Origin of the sequence: Microbispora triticiradicis (genome assembly GCF_005864065.1) — a bacterium.
GTDB classification, from domain to species: Bacteria; Actinomycetota; Actinomycetes; order Streptosporangiales; family Streptosporangiaceae; genus Microbispora; species Microbispora triticiradicis.
In genome coordinates this window covers 40,680-58,510 of sequence record NZ_VANP01000021.1, presented here as the reverse complement: position 1 = coordinate 58,510, position 17,831 = coordinate 40,680, and the positions used below count along the sequence as shown (strand labels likewise).

The following is a 17,831-nucleotide window of genomic DNA, read 5'->3' as shown; positions in this document are numbered from 1 at the left end:
ACTCCGTCCGGTAATGTGGGAGCGCTCCCACAGTTCCCTCGGATCGTAGGGACCGGGACGGGGGTCCAAGAAGGGCCGATGTGGGTTCGGCTGGACGATCAACCTAATAGGCGCAGGCGGGCGGGGGAATGGGCGCGTGGATCACTTGAAACTTTCACCACGAGTCCGGCCGTGCCGTGATTTCTCCGGAAATCATGGTGACTCAGTGTGCCCAACCGGTTTCGCGAAGTGGCCCACAGGCCGTACCCTCCGATAGTGACCTCTTGGGGGGTTTCTTACCTATGACGCTTTCACGCGGTCTCATGCCGCTCACCGGGGTGCCACGCGTTCTCCTCCCGGCCGCCGACCTGGGCGAACTGAGTGCGCCCGTCGACACCCGGGACACCGGACCACGCCCCGGATCGCCTTTATGGGCGTACCTCACGGTGGTCAGCGCCGCCGGCGTCTCCGCGCTCGCCATAGCCGAGTTCGGGCTGGGCGCCGGCCCGCTGGCCGAGGCCGCGCGCACCCCGTTGTTCTGGATGCTGACCGTCCTCGTGGTCCTCGGCGAGTTGCGTCCGATCATGTTCAGCTCCTCGACGCTGGTCGGGGGCACGCCGACCTCCACGATGTTCACCTTCGCCGTGCTCATGTACCAGGGCCTGCCGACGGCGGCGCTGATGCAGGCGGTCGCCGTTGTGGTCAGCGGGCTGGTGCACCGCAGGGCTTGGCACCGGGTGCTGTTCAACCTCGCCCAGGTGACCCTCGCCTGCACGGCCGCGGCCGGCGCCCTGGCCGCGTTCGGCGCGCACCCGGGGCCGCGCTCGCCGTGGACGCCCGACGGCATGGACATCCCCGCCGTCGCGCTGGCCGCCGCGGCGTACTTCGTGGTCCGCGCCGTCCTGGTCTGCCAGGCGGTGGCGCTGCACGAGCGCCGCCCCCTGCTCCGGGTGATGAAGGCCTCGATCGGCCCACAGGCGCTCGTCTACGGGACGCTGCTCGGCCTCGCGCCGCTGGTCGTGGTGGTGATGGCGCATTCCCCCGCGCTGGTCCCGCTGTTCGTCGCGCCGCTGGCCGCCGTCCACTGGACCGCGACGCTCTCGCTCCGCCGCGACCACCAGGCGACGCACGACGGGCTCACCGGCCTCCCGAACCGCAAGATCCTGATCGTACGCACGGAGGAGGCGCTGGCCGAGGCGCGCGCGCACGAGCGGGTGGGGCTGCTGCTGCTCGACCTCGACCGCTTCAAGGAGGTCAACGACACGCTCGGCCACCCGGTCGGCGACCGGCTGCTGCAGATCGTGGCCCACCGGCTCACCCACAGCGTACGGCCGGGCGACGTGGTCGCCCGTCTCGGCGGGGACGAGTTCGCGGTGCTGCTCCCGTCCATCAGGGACGCGCAGGCGGCCAGGGAGGTCGCGTCGCGGCTGCGGGTCGCGCTGACCGAGCCGGTACGCCTTGAGGGCATGACGTTCGACCTCGACGCGTCGGTCGGCATCGCGCTCTATCCCGACCACGCCCCGGACTTCGAGCTGCTGATGCAGCGCTCCGACGTCGCGATGTACCTCGCCAAGGAGGGCCGCACCGGCGTCGAGTTCTACCTGCCGGGCAAGGACCGCAACTCGCCCGAGCGGCTGAGCCTGCTCGGCGACCTGCGGCGGGCCATCGACGCCGACGAGCTGGAGCTCCACTATCAGCCCAAGGTGAGCCTGGAGGACGGCAGGGTCGAGGGTGTCGAGGCGCTGCTGCGCTGGTGGCACCCGGTGCGCGGGCCGATCTCGCCCGCCGAGTTCATCCCGCTGGCCGAGCAGTCGTACCTCATGCGCGAGCTCACCCAGCACGTGATCGGGAAGGCGCTGCGGCAGGCGGCGACCTGGTGGCACGCGGGCCTGGACGTGCCGGTCTCGGTGAACGTGTCGGCCCGCGACCTGCTCGACTCGGGCCTGCCCGAGCAGCTTGAGGCGGGGCTGGAGAAGCTGGACCTGCCGCCGGAGGCCATCCGGCTGGAGGTCACCGAGCGCATCCTGATGACTGACCAGGCCTACAGCGCCGAGGCCATCCGCACGCTGGCCGGGCTCGGCGTCCAGCTCTCGCTGGACGACTTCGGCACCGGCTACTCCTCCCTGGTCCGGCTCCAGCGGCTCCCGGTCTCCGAGGTCAAGATCGACGCGTCGTTCGTACGGCGGCTCGGGGAGCCGGGGGACGACGAGCGGATCGTCCGCTCGATCATCGACCTCGTCCGGTCTCTCGGGCTGAGGTCGGTCGCCGAGGGCGTCGAGTCGCCCGAGATCGCGGAGTCGCTGCGGGAGATGGGCTGCCACGCGGGGCAGGGGTGGTGGCTGGCCAAACCCATGTCCGCCGCCAATGCCACCACCTGGCTGAGCGACCGGCTCGGCGCCGCCCTGGGCTCCGCGGGTGACACCCGGCTCGCCTCGCACTGAATCGCCGTGGGCCGCCGGGCTCCCCGCCCTGGGTGGGAAAGCTCGTATTAAGACCGTGTGACGCGGCGCCGCCAGGTCGGCCGCGCTCGGCGGCGAGCCCTAGGATGGGTGGGTCCAATCTCCATCATGAAACGGGTTCGACGACTCATGTCCGCCATAACCCGCGATGAGGTCGCTCACCTCGCCCGGCTGTCCCGGCTGGCACTGGCCGACGACGAGCTCGACCACTTCGCCGCCCAGCTCGACCAGATCGTCGGCGCCGTCGCCCGCGTCTCGGAGGTGGCGGCCGGCGACATCCCGCCGTCCTCGCACGCGCTGCCGCTGACCAACGTCTTCCGTCCCGACGCCGTACGGCCGGGTCTGACACCCGAGGGAGCCCTGTCCGGCGCGCCCGCGGTGGAGGACGACCGGTTCCGCGTGCCGCGGATCCTCGGGGAGGAAGAATGAGTTTGATCCGGAAGACCGCCGCCGAACTGGGCGCACTCATCGCCGCCCGCGAGGTCAGCGCCGTCGAGGTCGCCCAGGCCCACCTCGACCGGATCGGCGAGGTCGACGGGCACGTCAACGCCTTCCTGCACGTCGACGCCGAGGCGACGCTGGCTCAGGCCCGCCAGGTGGACGAGCGCCTGGCCGGGGGCGAGAGCCCCGGCCCGCTGGCCGGGGTGCCCATCGCGCACAAGGACGTGTTCACCACGGCCGACATGCCGACGACGGCCGGTTCGAAGATCCTCGAAGGCTGGCGTCCGCCGTACGACGCGACCGTGACCGGCCGGCTGCGCGCGGCCGGGCTGGTGATCCTGGGCAAGACGAACCTCGACGAGTTCGCCATGGGGTCGTCCACGGAGAACTCGGCGTACGGGCCGACGCACAACCCGTGGGACCTGTCCCGGATCCCGGGCGGTTCGTCGGGTGGCTCGTCGGCCGCGGTGTCCGCCTACGAGGCGCCGCTTTCAACCGGCACCGACACCGGCGGTTCGATCCGCCAGCCGGCCGCGGTGACCGGCATCGTCGGCATGAAGCCGACGTACGGCGGCTCGTCCCGCTACGGCCTGATCGCGTTCGCGTCCTCGCTCGACACGCCCGGGCCGTTCGCCCGCACCGTGCTCGACGCGGCGCTGCTGCACGAGGCGTTCTCCGGCCACGACCCGCTCGACTCGACCTCCGTCGACGCGCCGGTGCCGCCGGTGGTGGAGGCCGCGCGGCAGGCCGACGTGGCGGGCATGCGGATCGGCGTGGTCAAGGAGTTCGCCGGGGAGGGCTACCAGCCCGGCGTGCTCGCCCGCTTCCACGAGGCCGTCGACCTGCTGGAGTCGCTCGGGGCCAAGGTCGTCGAGGTCTCCTGCCCGGCGTTCTCCTACGCGCTGCCCGCGTACTACCTCATCGCGCCGTCGGAGTGCTCGTCCAACCTGGCCCGCTTCGACGCCATGCGGTACGGCCTGCGCGTCGGCGACGACGGCACCCGCAGCGCCGAGGAGGTCATGGCGCTCACCCGCGCGGCCGGCTTCGGACCCGAGGTCAAGCGGCGCATCATGCTGGGCACGTACGCCCTGTCGTCGGGCTACTACGACGCCTACTACGGGCAGGCGCAGAAGGTCCGCACGCTGATCATGCGTGACTTCGAGGCGGCCTTCCAGCAGGTGGACGCGCTGGTCTCGCCGACCACGCCGACCACCGCGTTCCCGATCGGGGAGCGGGCCGACGACCCGATGGCGATGTACCTCGCCGACCTGTGCACGATCCCGACCAACCTGGCCGGAAACGCCGCGATCTCGGTGCCGTGCGGCCTGGCGGACGAGGACGGCCTTCCGGTCGGGCTCCAGGTCATGGCCCCGGTCCTCGCCGACGACCGCTGCTACCGGGTCGGCGCGGCCGTGGAGAAGGCCTTCGAGAGCCGGTGGGGCGGCCCGCTGCTGTCCCGCGCGCCCGCGCTCTGACCGCCGAGGGGAGGGGAACGGCGGCATGATCACCCGCATCGAGATCGACGGCTTCAAGTCCTTCCTGGACTTCCAGCTCGACATCCCGCCGTTCCTCGCCCTCGTCGGCCCCAATTCCAGCGGCAAGTCCAACCTTCTCGACGCGCTGGGATATGTGCGCAGTGCCGGCTGGGGTGACGAGAAGCCTTTGACGTCCCGGCGGGGCCGGCCGCACGAGCTGTTCCACCGAGTCGGCGAGGGACGGGCAACCACCCGTTTCGAGATCACCGCTCACGCCCTTCGGCAGTTGGGAGACACTCTCCTCCCGCAGGTGTTCGGGAGCGGAGCCGAGCTGGGCGAAGACGGGGTGCCGCGAGAGACCAGCTTCCGCTTCGAACACGATGCCACCGTCACCGGACTGCCTAAATGGGTGATCGAACAGCAGCAAAAGGGGCTGGAGGTCCTGGCGCAGGCGGTGCAGAAGCTCGTGGAGGAGCAGGCCGGTGGCCCCCGCCTTGGACGCCTGCTGTACGGGGAACTGAGCAACTGGCGCCTGCATCAGCCCGATCCGGATAGTCTGCGCTCCCGATCCTCGGCCGCTTACAACGGACCATTGGAGCCCGGTGGCGGGAACCTCGCCACTGTCCTCGGCAGGCTCGCGGCCCACGGTGCCATCGAGGAACTCCTGGTGGATCTCGTGGCGCTCATCCCGGACATCGCCGGGATACAGCCTCTGCTGGACGACCGTTACCAGGAGTGGACGTTCGACGTGCTCGTGGACGGCCAGGGCAGCGTGCCGAGCACGCTGCTGTCCGACGGCACACTCCGGGCCATCGCGTTGCTGGCCGCGCTGCACGATCCGGACCACTCCGATGTGCTCCTCATCGAGGAGATCGAGAACGGCCTGCATCCCAGCCGCCTGGCGGAACTGCTCCGCAGGATCCAGGAGAGGGTCACCGACCTCGACGACCCGGAGTGTGTCAACCGGCCACTGCGGCAGGTGATCCTCACCACGCATTCACCCGTTGTCGTCTCGGAGCTGTACCGCCTCAGGCCGGACGCGCTGGTGTTCCTAGACACCGCCGTACGCGTCGATCCCGAGAACGACAGGATCTCGCGGGTCACGGTGGCCAAGCCGGTGCGGTCGGAGGGAGAGCCCGGCACGTTCGTCTCTCCCCGTCAGGTGCGCAAGTATCTGAGCGCGGTGGGCGAGGTGCCATGAGCAGGCCGCTCGTGCCCGGACTCGTCGCCGAGGGGGAGACCGACGAGGTCTTCCTCGGCGTCGTGATCTCGCGGCAGCTCCGTGAGATCACCGTCCAGTCCTCTCGCTGCGCCGTCGACGTGGAGAGCACCGAGATCGGCTCCGGCCGATCGATCTACGACCACGACCGGACGGCGGGTGCACTCCGCGAGTTGGCGGGCGACTGCCATCTGCTCTTCGTGCACAACGATCACAAAGAGCGGGACAAGGCGGAGCGGGTCGTGCGCGACTCGGGCCTGTCCACGCCGGTGATCGCGCTGGTGCCCGTCCAGGAGACGGAGGCGTGGCTCCTGGCGGACGCCGGCGTGTGGCGCCGGTTGAGCGGGAGCGACCACGGACGGCTGCCCGCCCGGCCCCGGGACGTCGAGAGGATCGCCGATCCCAAGAAGGTACTCGCCGAGGTGGCTCCCCGTCGTGGGAAGCCGGTACGCGACTACTTCGAATACATCGCCAGAAACATCGACCTCGCAACCCTCGCGAAGGTGCCCGCGTACGCGGAGTGGGTCGTCGACGCGAGAAACGCATTGAAGGGACTTGGTTACCTGTGAGCAGCACTGAGACGCTCATGCCGTACGACGAGGCGCTGGAGCGCTTCGAGCCGGTGCTGGGGCTGGAGACGCACGTCGAACTGGGCACCGCGTCGAAGATGTTCTGCGGCTGTCCGACGGCCTTCGGAGCACCGCCGAACACGCAGGTCTGCCCGGTGTGCCTGGCGCTGCCCGGCTCGCTGCCGACGGCCAACGAGCAGGCGATCGAGTCGACGATCAGGATCGGCCTCGCGCTGAACTGCACCATCGCGACGTGGTGCAGGTTCGCCCGGAAGAACTACTTCTATCCGGACATGCCGAAGAACTACCAGATCAGCCAGTACGACGAGCCGCTGTGCGTCGACGGCTACCTCGACGTCGAGGTGGACGGCCGGACCGTCCGCGTGGAGATCGAGCGGGTGCACCTGGAGGAGGACACCGGCAAGTCCACCCATGTCGGCGGTGCGACCGGGCGCATCCACGGCGCCGACTACTCGATCGTCGACTACAACCGCGCCGGCATCCCGCTCGTCGAGATCGTGACCAAGCCCATCGCGGGCACCGACCGGCTCGCCCCCGAGGTCGCCCGCGCATACGTGACCGAGCTGCGCGAGCTGATGCGCTCGCTCGGCGTGTCGGACGTGCGGATGGAGCAGGGCTCGCTGCGCTGCGACGTGAACGTCTCGCTGATGCCGCGCGGCGCGTCCGAGTGGGGCACCCGTACGGAGACCAAGAACGTCAACTCGCTGCGCAGCGTCGAGCGCGCGGTACGCGGCGAGATCGAGCGCCAGGCGGGCGTCCTCGCCGCGGGCGGCCGGATCGTGCAGGAGACCCGCCACTTCCACGAGGACACCGGGCAGACGACCTCCGGGCGGTCGAAGGAGGAGGCGCAGGACTACCGCTACTTCCCCGAGCCCGACCTGCTGCCGATGGCGCCCGACCCGGCCTGGGTCGAGTCGCTCAAGGCCGCGCTGCCCGAGCTTCCGTCGGCCCGGCGCAGGAGGCTGCAGGACGAGTGGGGCGTGTCCGACCTGGACATGGCCGCCATGCACAACGCCGACGCGATCGACCTGGTCGAGGCGACCGTGGCCGCCGGCGCCCCGGCCGCCGACGCCCGCAAGTGGTGGATGGGCGAACTGGCCCGGCGGGCCAACGAGTCGGCGACGACCCTCGCCGACCTGCCGATCACCCCGGCGCAGGTCGCCCGGGTGACGGAACTGGTCGCCTCCGGCGCGCTGAACGACAAGCTGGCCCGTCAGGTGCTGGAGGGCGTGCTGGCCGGTGAGGGCGGCCCGGACGAGGTCGTGGACAAGCGCGGGCTCCAGGTCGTCAGCGACGAGGGCGAGCTCATGTCGATCATCGATCAGGTGCTCGCGGACAACGCCGACGCGGCGGAGAAGGTGCGCGGCGGGAAGATCGCGGCCGTGGGCGCGCTGGTCGGCGGCGTGATGAAGGCCAGCCGCGGCAAGGCGGACGCGGGCCGCGCCCGTGAGCTGATCCTGGAGCGGCTCGGCGTCCAGGGGTAGTGAGCGTCCCGCGCCGCCCGCCGCAGAAGCGGTCGTCCGGCGCGGCGTTCGCTGTCCGGGTGACGCGCGCGTCGCGGCCCGGCGTTCTCGCCCACGCGTGCCCCGCCCGGGCCGGCTCCGCCGTGCGCTGTGCTGCCCGGGCCCGCTCCGCCGTGCGCTGTGCTGCCCAGGGCCGCTCCGCTGTGTCGTGTGCCGCCTGGGGCCGCTCCGCTGTGCCGTGTGTCACCTGTGCGGCGGTGTGGTGATCCGTGCTCGGCCGGTGCCGCCGGCCGAGCGCGGGGCTGTGACCGGTCGAGCGGCAAAGGCGTGCGCGCTCCACGGAAAGAGCAACGGAAAGAGCAGCAGAGCTGTTGCTTCAGGAGATATCCAGCGGAGGGTGTTTTAAGGTTAACTGATCGGAGTTGACCTTGAGCCTGAGGAGAGCGAGGCGTGCGTAACGCCGGAGCGTCCGGCGACCCGCCCACGGATCCCGCGGATCCGTCTGGGGCGGCGTCTCCCCCGCCGCGCGTACACCCGGTGCGCCGGGTCACGTCCCTGCCTCGAGGGGTGTCGGCGCTGCCCAAGGGGGTGTCGGCCGACCTCTTCGCCGAACCGCCCGCCCCGGCGCCGCCCGCGTCCCGGCCGTCCGGCGCGGGCGCCGCTCCGCCGCCGGCGCCGCCGATCGAGCCGTGGCCGGTTCCGGACCGCACCGTCCGGGAGGAACCGGTCGTCGTCGGGACACCGGACCTCGACCTGCTCGACCCGCCGAAGAAGGGCGGTTTTCTCCGCCGCACGCTGATCGGCCTGGTGGCGCTGCTCGTCGTGCTCTATGTCGTGCCCGCCCTCACCATGGCCGGAAAGGTCCTGCCCGGCACCAGCGTGCTCGGCGTGGACATCGGCGGCCAGAGCCGGGCCGAGGCCGCCGCCACCCTCAACGAACGGCTGTACGCCCAGACCAGGACACCGGTGATCGTACGGCAGGGAACGCGGCGGCTGACGGTGAGCCCGCGGGACGCCGGTCTCTCGCTCGACGTCGATGAGACGATCGGCCGGGCGGTGACCGGTTTCCCGAGCCCGTGGGCTGTATGGGCCGCGCTCACCGGCAGCCGTGAGGTGGAGCCCGCGGTGTCGGTCGACCGGCGTCGCCTCGACGACCTGGTGGCGGACATCGCCGAGCGGCTGGAGAACCCGGCGCGGGAGGGCGGCGTCTCGTTCGACGGGGTCACCCCGGTCCCGGTCTATCCCCGGGTGGGTCGCCTGGTCGACCGGAAGCTCACGGCCGAGCAGATCGTCAAGGGATACCTCGATCCCGAGATCGTCGTCGTGGCCCCCACCCTGCGGGACCTCCCGCACATCACCCGCGCCGAGGTGCACCGCGCCCTGCGCTGGGCGGGCCGGGCGGTGTCCGCGCCGCTCACGCTGACCAGCGGGACCGGCTCCGTGTCGCTGCCGCCGGCCGTGCTGGCGCGGCACCTGACGTTCACGCCGGACGGCGCGGTCCTGCGTCCCCGCTTCGACGCCGTCGCGGCGGTCGCCCCCGTCACGCCGAGACTGCTCGACCCCGGGCGGGCGTCCCGCGACGCCTCCTTCACGATCAGGGGCGGACGGCCGGCACTGGTCGGTGGGAGGCCGGGGGAACGGGTCGACACCGACCGCCTCGCGGCCGACGTGGTGACCGCCCTCGGCGCCGGCGACCGTACGGTGGCCGTGCGGGTCGTGGACGGGCCGCCTCGGAGCGGCGACGACGACGTGCTCCGCATGGGGATCAAGGAGGAGGTCGGCCGTTTCACGACCTCCTACGCCTGCTGTCCCCAGCGCGCCGGCAACATCAGGGCCGCGGCCGCGCTCCTGGACGGCCGCCTGGTCCGTCCGGGGGAGACCTTCTCCTTCAACGAGGCGCTCGGGCGGCGCGACGTGGACGCGGGGTTCGACGGCATCGTCCCCACGGTGATCGACGGGCGGGCCGGCACCGACGCGCCGGGCATGTCCCAGGTCGCGACCACCCTGATGAACGCCGTGATCCGGGCCGGGTTCCAGGTCACCGAGCACACTCCGCCCGAGGTCCACGCCCCGCAGTTGCCGGTCGGCACCGAGGCCGCGGTGTCCTTTCCCGATCCGGACCTGCGGTGGAAGAACGACTCGCCGTACGGGGTGTTCGTTCAGGCGTCGGCCACCGGCACGTCGCTGGCCATCGCGTTGTGGAGCACCCGCCGGTACGCGGTGGACCTGCAGGGACCGGTCTCCGGCGCCCGGGTCAAGCTGCCGACGATGACCGGGCACGGGCCCGGCTGCGTCGAGGCGCCGGGGCAGCCCGGGTTCACCGCCACCGTGACCCGCGTGCTGCGGCAGGGCGGAGAGGTCGTCTCCCGGCAGACCTTCCGGACCTCCTACCAGGCCCAGGCCAAGGTCGTCTGCCGGGCTGCCAAGGCACGCGGCGGCGGCAGCGGATCAGGACCGGGTCAGGGACAGGGCCAAGGTCAGGGCCAGGGACAAGGACAAGGACAAGGCCAGGGCCAAGGACAAGGCCAGGGCCAAGGTCAGGGCCAAGCTCAGGGGCAAGGCCAAGGACAGGGCCAAGGACAGGGCCAAGGCCAAGGACAGGGCCAGGGGCAGGGCCACGGATCAGGACGAGGAAGCGGTGGGGGCAACCACCAGAATGCGGTCGTCGCCGTCCCTGGGAGAGCCCCGTCCGTCGCGGTTGCTGGTGCTCACCCACAGGGCGCCGCCGGGCGCGACGGCCACCGCGCGCAGCCTGCCGTACTCGCCTTCGTATAGCGCGGTGGGCCGCCCGGCGCGCCCTGAACCGTCCACCGGGACCCGCCAGAGTCGCTCGCCGCGCAGGGCGGCGGCCCACAGCGCGCCCCGCGCGTACGCGAGGCCGGACGGCGACGCCTGGTCGGTCGACCAGGTCAGCAGGGGATCGGCGTATCCGGGACGGCCGCCCACGCCCTCGACCTCCGGCCAGCCGTAGTTCCGGCCCTTCTCGATGAGGTTGATCTCGTCGTAGGTGTTCTGGCCGAACTCCGTGGCGTACATGTGGCCGCGTTCGTCCCAGGCGAGCCCCTGCACGTTGCGGTGGCCGTACGACCAGACCAGCGTCCCGAAGGGGTTGCCCGGGGCGGACCGGCCGTCGGCGGTCATGCGCAGGATCTTGCCGCCCAGCGCGTTCCGGTCCTGGGCCATGCCGCGCTCGCCGGTCTCCCCGGTCGAGGCGTAGAGGTAGCCGTCGGGCCCGAAGGCGAGGTGGCCCCCGTTGTGGATGGCCCCCTTCGGGATGCCGCTGGCGATCACGCGGCGCTCGGAGAGCCGTCCGTCGTAGCGGTAGCGGACGATCCTGTTGTCACCGCCGGAGGTCAGGTAGACGAAGACGTGGTGGTCGCTCGCGTAGCGGGGCGACACGGCCACGCCCAGCAGGCCGCCCTCGCCGGCCGCCGACACCCCCTCGATCACTCCCACCTCCCGGACCGCGCCTTCCGGCGTGATCCGCAGGAGCCGCGCCGACTCGCGTTCGGTCACCAGCGCGTCGCCGCCGGGCAGGAACGCGATCGCCCAGGGAACCGAGAGGCCGCGGACCAGCGTGCGCGGCCTGGCCTGGGCGACGGCGGTCGCGGCGCCGTCCGGGCCGGTCCCCGCGTCCGGGCCGGTCCCCGCGTCCGGGCCGGTCCCCGCGTCCGCGCCGGTCCCCGCGTCCGCGCCGGTCCCCGCGTCCGCGCCGGTCCCCGCGTCCGCGCCGGTCCCCGCGTCCGCGCCGGAGCCGCCGGGGCTGCCCGAGCCGCCGGTGGCGCTCGCGGCGGGTAGCGGCGGGGGAGTCCTGCCCGCCTCTCCGGCCTGCCCGCACCCCGCGACCACCGGCAGAGCGACCGCCAGCAGCGCCGCCGACAGTCTCGCCATCGACAGGGCCGTGCCCGCGCCGTGCCTGTCCGTCATCACGCGACCTCCTCGTCCATCCCTACTCGCGGGCCGTCGCGATGGTTCCCTAGGTTGTTACGTGTGAACATCTGGGTCGCCTCACAGGACATCGCCGACGATCTGTCCAGCCTGCCGGACGGGCTGCCCGTCCTCGACCGGAAGGTCTACGACGGGACGGGCCCGCTGCCGGGGCCGCCCGAGGAGGTGGAGATCTGGGTGCCGCCGCTGGTCCCGGTGCCGGGCATCCCCGGCCTGCTGAACCGCATGGGCAACCTCCGCCTGCTGCAGACCGTCACCGCGGGAGTCGAGCCGTACCTGCCGCACCTCCCGCCGAAGGCGGTGCTGTGCAACGCGCGCGGGGTCCACGACGCGGGTACGGCGGAGTGGGCCGTGGGCGCGATGATCGCGATGCGGCGGGACTTCCCCGGCTTCGTGGCCGCGCAGGCGCGCGGGGAGTGGAGCTACCACCACACCGGGGTCCTCGCCGACTCCACCGTGCTGATCGTCGGGTACGGCTCGATCGGCGAGGCGCTGGAACGGCGCCTGGCCGGGTTCGAGGTGGAGATCGTGCGGGTGGCGCGGACGGCCCGGGAGAACGTCCACGGCCAGGACGAGCTTCCCGCGCTGCTCCCGCACGCCGACGTGGTCGTGCTGCTCGTCCCCGCCACCGCGGGCACGTCCGGTCTGGTGGACGCGGAGTTCCTCGCCCGGATGAAGGACGGCGCACTGCTGGTGAACGCGGCGCGCGGATCGGTGGTGGACGGCGACGCGCTGCTGGCGGAACTGCGGGCGGGCAGGTTGCTGGCGGCTCTCGACGTGACGCCGGTCGAGCCGCTGCCCTCCGATCACCCGCTGTGGACCGCGCCGGGAGTCTTCATCACGCCGCACGTGGCGGGCAGCACCCCCGCCTCCGTCCGGCGTATCCGCGTACTGGTACGCGAGCAGATCATCCGTCATCTGGCGGGCCGGCCCCTCGCTAACATGATCACCGGGCATTACTGACCGCTCCGTTAAGGATTCCGGAACGTGGCTGCGCCGTGACCTGCGGTGCGTAGGGTGAGGCTCATCGTGCACGGCTTGGTTATCAGATCGGTGACGACTCGTCGGTTGTCCTCCTCTCGATCAGCGGCTGTGCGCACACTGGCCATGTGACAGGGAGAGTAAAGCCGAGTCGAGGACGGGAGGGGCAGTGACGGCACACCCCACCGGAACCGGCGACGCTGACGCGACTCCGGACCCCGCCGAAACCCCGGGAGGCGCCTCCGCCACGGGTGAGGCGGCGACAGGTGCAGAGGCGACGCACGTGAACGTCAGGAGAGACCCCAGGGTCCCCCTCACCACCGCCGCCGGGCTCGGCGCGGTGGCGATCGTCGTGGCCCTGGTCACCGGGGGCTCCGCCCCGGTGGTGACCGCGGTCGCGGGAGTCGTCACCGGTCTTCTCTCGGCGGTGTCACTGATCATGGCCGCCTCCCGCGTGACTCCCGGTCACCGGCGCCAGCCCGCCGCCTGGCGGTGGATGGCCGCCGGGTCGCTCACCTGGCTCCTCGGCGTGGGCGTCCGCCCGGTGGCCGACGGCACGCCCTTCGTGCTCACCTTCGCCGACCTGCTCATACTCGCCGGATCCGTGCTGCTCGCGATCGGCTGCGGCCTCTCGGTGAAACCCCCGGCGTACACGCGGGGGGTGATCCGCCAGGCCGCCGACGCCTATCTCGGCGCGGCGTCGGTGTTCGCCGTGGCCTGGGTCGCCGTCCTCGGCCCGGCGTTCCGCCGGGCCGAGGACACCGGCGCGTTCTTCGTCGCGCTCGCGCTCCCCGTGATCTGCCTGCTCGCGACCTGCGCGGTGACGCCCGCGGTGGCCGCGTCCCGGTCGGGCAACCGGGTGGTCGGGCTCACCGGCGTCGGAGTGCTCGCCGCGATAACCGTCGCGGAACTCGCGACCGCGCTCGCCCGGCTCGGCGGTGACCATCCGCCCCTCGTCGCCGGACTCCTCGTGCCCGCCCTGCTGCTCGTCCTCGCCGTCACGCCGTGGGTGGAGCAGGACCGGCCGGCGAGGCCGCTGACGGCGGCGCTGACCGCCGCCACCCCGCTGGTGCTGGTCGCCGTCGCGACGCTGGTCGCCACCCTGCACGCGATCGGGGGCAGCCGCGACGCCGCCCTGGCGGTCGTCGCCGCCTCGGTCGTGCTCGTCCTGCTCGGCCGCCTGTTCGTGCTGCTGGTCGAGACCGCCGGCATGCGCCGTCTCGTCGACGTGGGGGAGCAGCAACTGCGGCGGCTCGCCGAGAACACCGGCGACGTGGTGCTCGTCTGCGACCCCGAGGGGGTCGTCCAGGAGGCCGGTCCCGGCCTGGAGGCGACGTACGGCTACCGCCCGGAGGACCTCGCCTGCCGGCCGATCTTCGACTACGTCCACCCCGAGGACCTCCCGGCCGTGCAGGCGCTGCTCAGCCGCATGACGGACGAGGACGACGGGCCGGAGCAGGAGGGCGGCACCCGCGTCTCCTGCCGCTTCCGGGCCTCCGACGGCACCTGGCGGCCGACCGAGACGGTCGCCGCCCGCCACGTGCGCGACGACGACCTCGTCCTGGTCACGATCCGCGACCTCAGCGACCAGGTCGCCCTGCGCAACCAGGTCACCCATCTGACCTTCCACGACGGGGTCACCGGACTGCCCAACCGGGCCTACTTCGAGGAGCGGGCCCGCGACGTGCTCACGCGCCGCGGCGCGGTCGGCACCGCGGTGATCTTCCTGGACCTCGACGGCTTCACCGCCGTCAACGACTCCGTCGGGCACGCCAGCGGCGACCACCTGCTCGGCCAGGCCGCCCGCCGCCTGCGGTCGGCCGTACGGGCCGACGACACGCTGGCCCGGTGGGGCGGGGACGAGTTCGCGGTGCTCCTGGAGGGCGGCGCGTCAGGCGGCATGTCCGGGGGCGCTTCCGGCGGCGGCGACGCGCAGACCGCCATCGACCTGGCCGAGCGGCTCGTCCGCGCGGTCTCCAACGAGCCCTTCCGGGTGGCAGACCGGGACATCGCGCTGACGGCCAGCGTCGGCGTCGCCTTCGCCGAGGAGGACCTGTCCTCCGGGGACCTGCTGCGCAACGCCGACGTGGCGATGTCGCGGGCCAAGGAGCTCGGCGGGCGCCGGGTGGAGGTCTTCGCCACCCACATGCACGCCGACGTCGTACGCCGCCTGGAGATCGCCTCGGACCTGCAGCGGGCGCTGCTGGAGAACCAGTTCGCGATCGAGTACCAGCCGGTCGTCGACCTCGCCACGTCGCGGGTGACCGCCGTGGAGGCCCTGATCCGCTGGTGGCGGGGAGGCACGTTCGTGCCGCCGGAGCAGTTCCTCGGACCGGCCGAGGACACCGGGATCATCGTGCCGCTGAGCGAGTGGATCCTGCGCGAGGCGTGCCAGGAGGTGGCGGCCTGGCGCGCGTCCTCCTGGGACATCGGGCTCGCGCTGAACCTGTCCGCACGGCAGATCATGGCCCCGCGTTTCGTGGAGACCGTGTCGGAGGCCCTGAGCGACAGCGGGCTGCCGGCCAGCGCGCTCACCCTCGAAGTCATCGAGGAGATGCTGGTCGAGGACGCCGGCGAGATGATCGGCAGGCTGTCGGAGCTGAGAGCTCTCGGCGTACGGCTGGCCATCGACGACTTCGGCACCGGCTACGCGTCGCTCGCGTTCCTGCGCCAGCTTCCGGTCGACATGATCAAGATAGACCCCTCGTTCGTCTCCGGGCTGGGGCGCGACGACACGCTGACCCTGCTGACGAGGACGATCGTGCAGCTTGGCAACGACCTCGGCCTGATCGTCGTCGCCGAGGGCATCGAACGTCCCGAGCAGCTCGACCTGCTCCGTAAAATGGGCTGCACGCGTGGGCAGGGCTACCTGGTCGCCCGTCCGATGGCCGCCCGTGGAGTCGACGACCTCATGCCGGGCACCCCCCTCCAGAACACCGCGTGACGCACGCGAAGCGTGCGATCCGAGCGAGCCGGAGGGGCGCGCCGGCGGTCTGGACTGAGGAGCGAGGGACGAGCGACGAGGGAAGCGCTCATTGCGCGCCTTCGGCACGACCAGCCGGGTGTGAGCGCGCCGAGGGCGGAGCGGGAAACACCGAGCGAGCCGGAGGGGCGCGCCGGTGTCTGGACTGAGGAGCGCGCGGGAGCGAAGCGACCAGAGCGCGACGAGGGAAGACATCGGGTGTGAGCGCGCCGACGGTGAAGCGGGAAACACAGTCTCGATTGATGAGATGGGCGTCCCAGATGATTTGACGTGAGGGCGGTCCATCGGACATCGTGTAGCCATGCATCGCGGTGGGATCCTCGTAGTACTTCGCAGGCGCGCAGCCTGACGAAGCCCTCAGTCCTGCGCGCGCCCCAGCTCCGCTCAGCGGAACGGGGCATTTTTTATGCCGGTACAAGACCAGCCACCAGCACAGCCACCACAAGCTCAGCCACAAGGAACGAGCCGATGACCGAAAAGATGACAGGTGCACAGGCCCTGGTGCGGGCGCTGGAGCACGTCGGGGTCGAGACGGTGTTCGGGATCCCGGGCGGCGCCATCCTCCCCGCCTACGATCCCCTCTATGACTCGACCAAGGTCAGGCACGTGCTCGTACGGCACGAGCAGGGCGCCGGCCACGCGGCCGAGGGCTACGCGCAGGCTACCGGCAGGGTCGGGGTGTGCATGGCCACCAGCGGGCCGGGGGCGACCAACCTCGTCACCGCCATCGCGGACGCCTACATGGACTCGGTGCCGATCGTGGCGATCACGGGGCAGGTCGCGACCCCGCTCATCGGGACCGACGCCTTCCAGGAGGCGGACATCTCCGGCATCACCATGCCGATCACCAAGCACAACTTCCTGGTGACCGACGCCGACGACATCCCGCGGACGATCGCCGAGGCGTTCCACATCGCCGCGACCGGCCGCCCCGGGCCGGTCCTGGTGGACATCGCCAAGGACGCCCTGACGGCGACGACCACGTTCTCCTGGCCCCCGGTCATGCAGCTGCCCGGCTACCGCCCGGTGACGCGGCCCCACTCCAAGCAGATCCGCGAGGCCGCCCGGCTGATGACCGAGGCGCAGCGGCCGGTGCTCTACGTCGGCGGCGGCGTGCACAAGGCGCGGGCCTCGGCCGAACTGCTGGAGCTGGCCGAGCTGACCGGCATCCCGGTGGTCACCACCCTCATGGCGCGCGGCACCTTCCCCGACAGCCACCCCCAGCACATGGGCATGCCCGGCATGCACGGCAGCGTCTCGGCGGTCGGCGCCCTCCAGCGCTCGGATCTGCTGATCGCGCTCGGCACGCGGTTCGACGACCGCGTGACCGGCCAGCTGGCCAGCTTCGCCCCGCACGCCAAGGTGATCCACGCCGACATCGACCCGGCGGAGATCTCCAAGAACCGCCACGCCGACGTGCCGATCGTGGGCGACTGCCGTGAGGTGATCGGCGACCTGATCACCGCGGTCCGGGCCGAGCAGGCCGACGGGCGCAAGGGCGACTACACCGACTGGTGGCGGGTCCTCAACGGCTACAAGGAGACCTACCCGCTGGGGTACGAGGAGTTCGCCGACGGGTCGCTGGCTCCGCAGTACGTGATCGAGCGGCTGAGCGCGCTGGTGGGCCCCGAGGCGATCTACACGGCGGGCGTCGGCCAGCACCAGATGTGGACCGCGCAGTTCATCAAGTATGAGCACCCGGGGACGTTCATCAACTCCGGCGGCGCCGGCACGATGGGCTTCTCGGTCCCGGCCGCGATGGGCGCGAAGATGGGCTGCCCGGACAAGGTCGTGTGGGCGATCGACGGCGACGGTTGTTTCCAGATGACCAACCAGGAGCTGGCGACCTGCGCCATCGAAGGTGTGCCGATCAAGGTCGCCGTGATCAACAACGGCAACCTCGGCATGGTCCGCCAGTGGCAGACGCTGTTCTACGACGAGCGGTACTCCAACACCGACCTGCAGCAGGTCAAGCGGATTCCGGACTTCGTGAAGCTCGCCGAGGCGTACGGTTGTGTCGGCCTGCGGTGCGAGCGTCCCGAGGACGTGGACGCGACGATCGCGAAGGCGATGGAGATCAACGACGTGCCGGTCGTGATCGACTTCGTCGTCCACAAGGACGCCATGGTCTGGCCGATGGTCGCGGCCGGCACCAGCAACGACGACATCAAGTACGCCCGCGACATGGCGCCGAACTGGGAGGGCGGAGAATGAGCGCGATTCCGTCCCGAGTCCGGCCCGCAGCACGAGGAGTTGGCATGAGCGAGCGCAGCGAGCGAATCAGTGAACGCGG

10 protein-coding genes and 1 pseudogene are annotated in these 17,831 nt (G+C 71.7%); 10 read left to right on the top strand and 1 reads right to left on the bottom strand.

What is annotated here, in order from left to right; genetic code table 11:
* Positions 1 to 281: 281 nt before the first annotated feature.
* The 7 genes and pseudogenes from FED44_RS33220 to FED44_RS37865 form a co-directional block, all read left to right on the top strand.
* Positions 282 to 2,420 carry a putative bifunctional diguanylate cyclase/phosphodiesterase gene (locus FED44_RS33220; protein ID WP_138463148.1) on the top strand — a complete coding sequence of 713 codons (2,139 nt, stop codon included), beginning with the start codon at positions 282 to 284 and terminating at the stop codon, positions 2,418 to 2,420.
* 147 nt (positions 2,421 to 2,567) lie between these two features.
* Positions 2,568 to 2,867, top strand: coding sequence for an Asp-tRNA(Asn)/Glu-tRNA(Gln) amidotransferase subunit GatC (gatC, locus tag FED44_RS33215; RefSeq protein ID WP_111698808.1), 300 nt, complete (start codon positions 2,568 to 2,570; stop codon positions 2,865 to 2,867).
* Positions 2,864 to 4,354, top strand: a complete 1,491-nt coding sequence (gene gatA / locus FED44_RS33210) for an Asp-tRNA(Asn)/Glu-tRNA(Gln) amidotransferase subunit GatA (protein ID WP_138463147.1) — start codon at positions 2,864 to 2,866, stop codon at positions 4,352 to 4,354. The genes gatC and gatA overlap by 4 nt, the downstream gene beginning before the upstream one ends.
* A gap of 25 nt (positions 4,355 to 4,379) precedes the next feature.
* Positions 4,380 to 5,555 carry an AAA family ATPase gene (locus tag FED44_RS33205; protein WP_138463146.1) on the top strand — a complete coding sequence of 392 codons (1,176 nt, stop codon included), beginning with the start codon at positions 4,380 to 4,382 and terminating at the stop codon, positions 5,553 to 5,555.
* A complete protein-coding gene (locus FED44_RS33200) occupies positions 5,552 to 6,142 on the top strand; it encodes a DUF4276 family protein (protein ID WP_111698802.1) in 591 nt (196 codons plus the stop codon). Before FED44_RS33205 ends, FED44_RS33200 begins: the two co-directional genes overlap by 4 nt.
* Positions 6,139 to 7,647 carry an Asp-tRNA(Asn)/Glu-tRNA(Gln) amidotransferase subunit GatB gene (gatB, locus tag FED44_RS33195; protein ID WP_262367341.1) on the top strand — a complete coding sequence of 503 codons (1,509 nt, stop codon included), beginning with the start codon at positions 6,139 to 6,141 and terminating at the stop codon, positions 7,645 to 7,647. Before FED44_RS33200 ends, gatB begins: the two co-directional genes overlap by 4 nt.
* Positions 7,648 to 8,475: 828 nt before the next feature.
* Positions 8,476 to 9,816, top strand: a pseudogene (locus FED44_RS37865) (VanW family protein); the annotation flags it as partial.
* A 432-nt stretch (positions 9,817 to 10,248) separates the two neighbouring features.
* Here the strand turns inward: FED44_RS37865 and FED44_RS37860 are convergent.
* The gene (locus FED44_RS37860; RefSeq protein WP_244302475.1) at positions 10,249 to 11,553 is read right to left on the bottom strand and encodes a PQQ-dependent sugar dehydrogenase; all 1,305 of its coding nucleotides are present in this window, start codon (positions 11,551 to 11,553) and stop codon (positions 10,249 to 10,251) included.
* Between the two features lie 63 nt (positions 11,554 to 11,616).
* Here FED44_RS37860 and FED44_RS33180 point away from each other — a divergent pair, with 63 nt between their 5' ends.
* The 3 genes from FED44_RS33180 to FED44_RS33170 all read left to right on the top strand — a co-directional run bounded on the left by FED44_RS33180 (position 11,617) and on the right by FED44_RS33170 (position 17,752).
* Positions 11,617 to 12,537 (top strand): 2-hydroxyacid dehydrogenase, encoded by a 921-nt coding sequence (locus FED44_RS33180; protein WP_111698796.1) that lies wholly within the window; start codon positions 11,617 to 11,619, stop codon positions 12,535 to 12,537.
* A 301-nt stretch (positions 12,538 to 12,838) separates the two neighbouring features.
* Positions 12,839 to 15,499 (top strand): putative bifunctional diguanylate cyclase/phosphodiesterase, encoded by a 2,661-nt coding sequence (locus FED44_RS33175; protein WP_244302474.1) that lies wholly within the window; start codon positions 12,839 to 12,841, stop codon positions 15,497 to 15,499.
* Between the two features lie 309 nt (positions 15,500 to 15,808).
* Positions 15,809 to 17,752: an acetolactate synthase large subunit gene (locus FED44_RS33170; RefSeq protein ID WP_262367340.1), complete on the top strand. Its 1,944-nt coding sequence runs from the start codon at positions 15,809 to 15,811 to the stop codon at positions 17,750 to 17,752.
* The last annotated feature ends 79 nt before the right edge of the window (positions 17,753 to 17,831 follow it).

Excerpts from the sequence above, each read along its gene's own strand:
- gatA (WP_138463147.1), top strand. The coding sequence starts at position 2,864 with ATGAGTTTGATCCGGAAGACCGCCGCCGAACTGGGCGCACTCATCGCC.
- gatC (WP_111698808.1), top strand. The coding sequence starts at position 2,568 with ATGTCCGCCATAACCCGCGATGAGGTCGCTCACCTCGCCCGGCTGTCC.
- FED44_RS33220 (WP_138463148.1), top strand. The coding sequence starts at position 282 with ATGACGCTTTCACGCGGTCTCATGCCGCTCACCGGGGTGCCACGCGTT.
- FED44_RS33200 (WP_111698802.1), top strand. The coding sequence starts at position 5,552 with ATGAGCAGGCCGCTCGTGCCCGGACTCGTCGCCGAGGGGGAGACCGAC.
- FED44_RS33205 (WP_138463146.1), top strand. The coding sequence starts at position 4,380 with ATGATCACCCGCATCGAGATCGACGGCTTCAAGTCCTTCCTGGACTTC.
- FED44_RS37860 (WP_244302475.1), bottom strand. The coding sequence starts at position 11,553 with ATGACGGACAGGCACGGCGCGGGCACGGCCCTGTCGATGGCGAGACTG.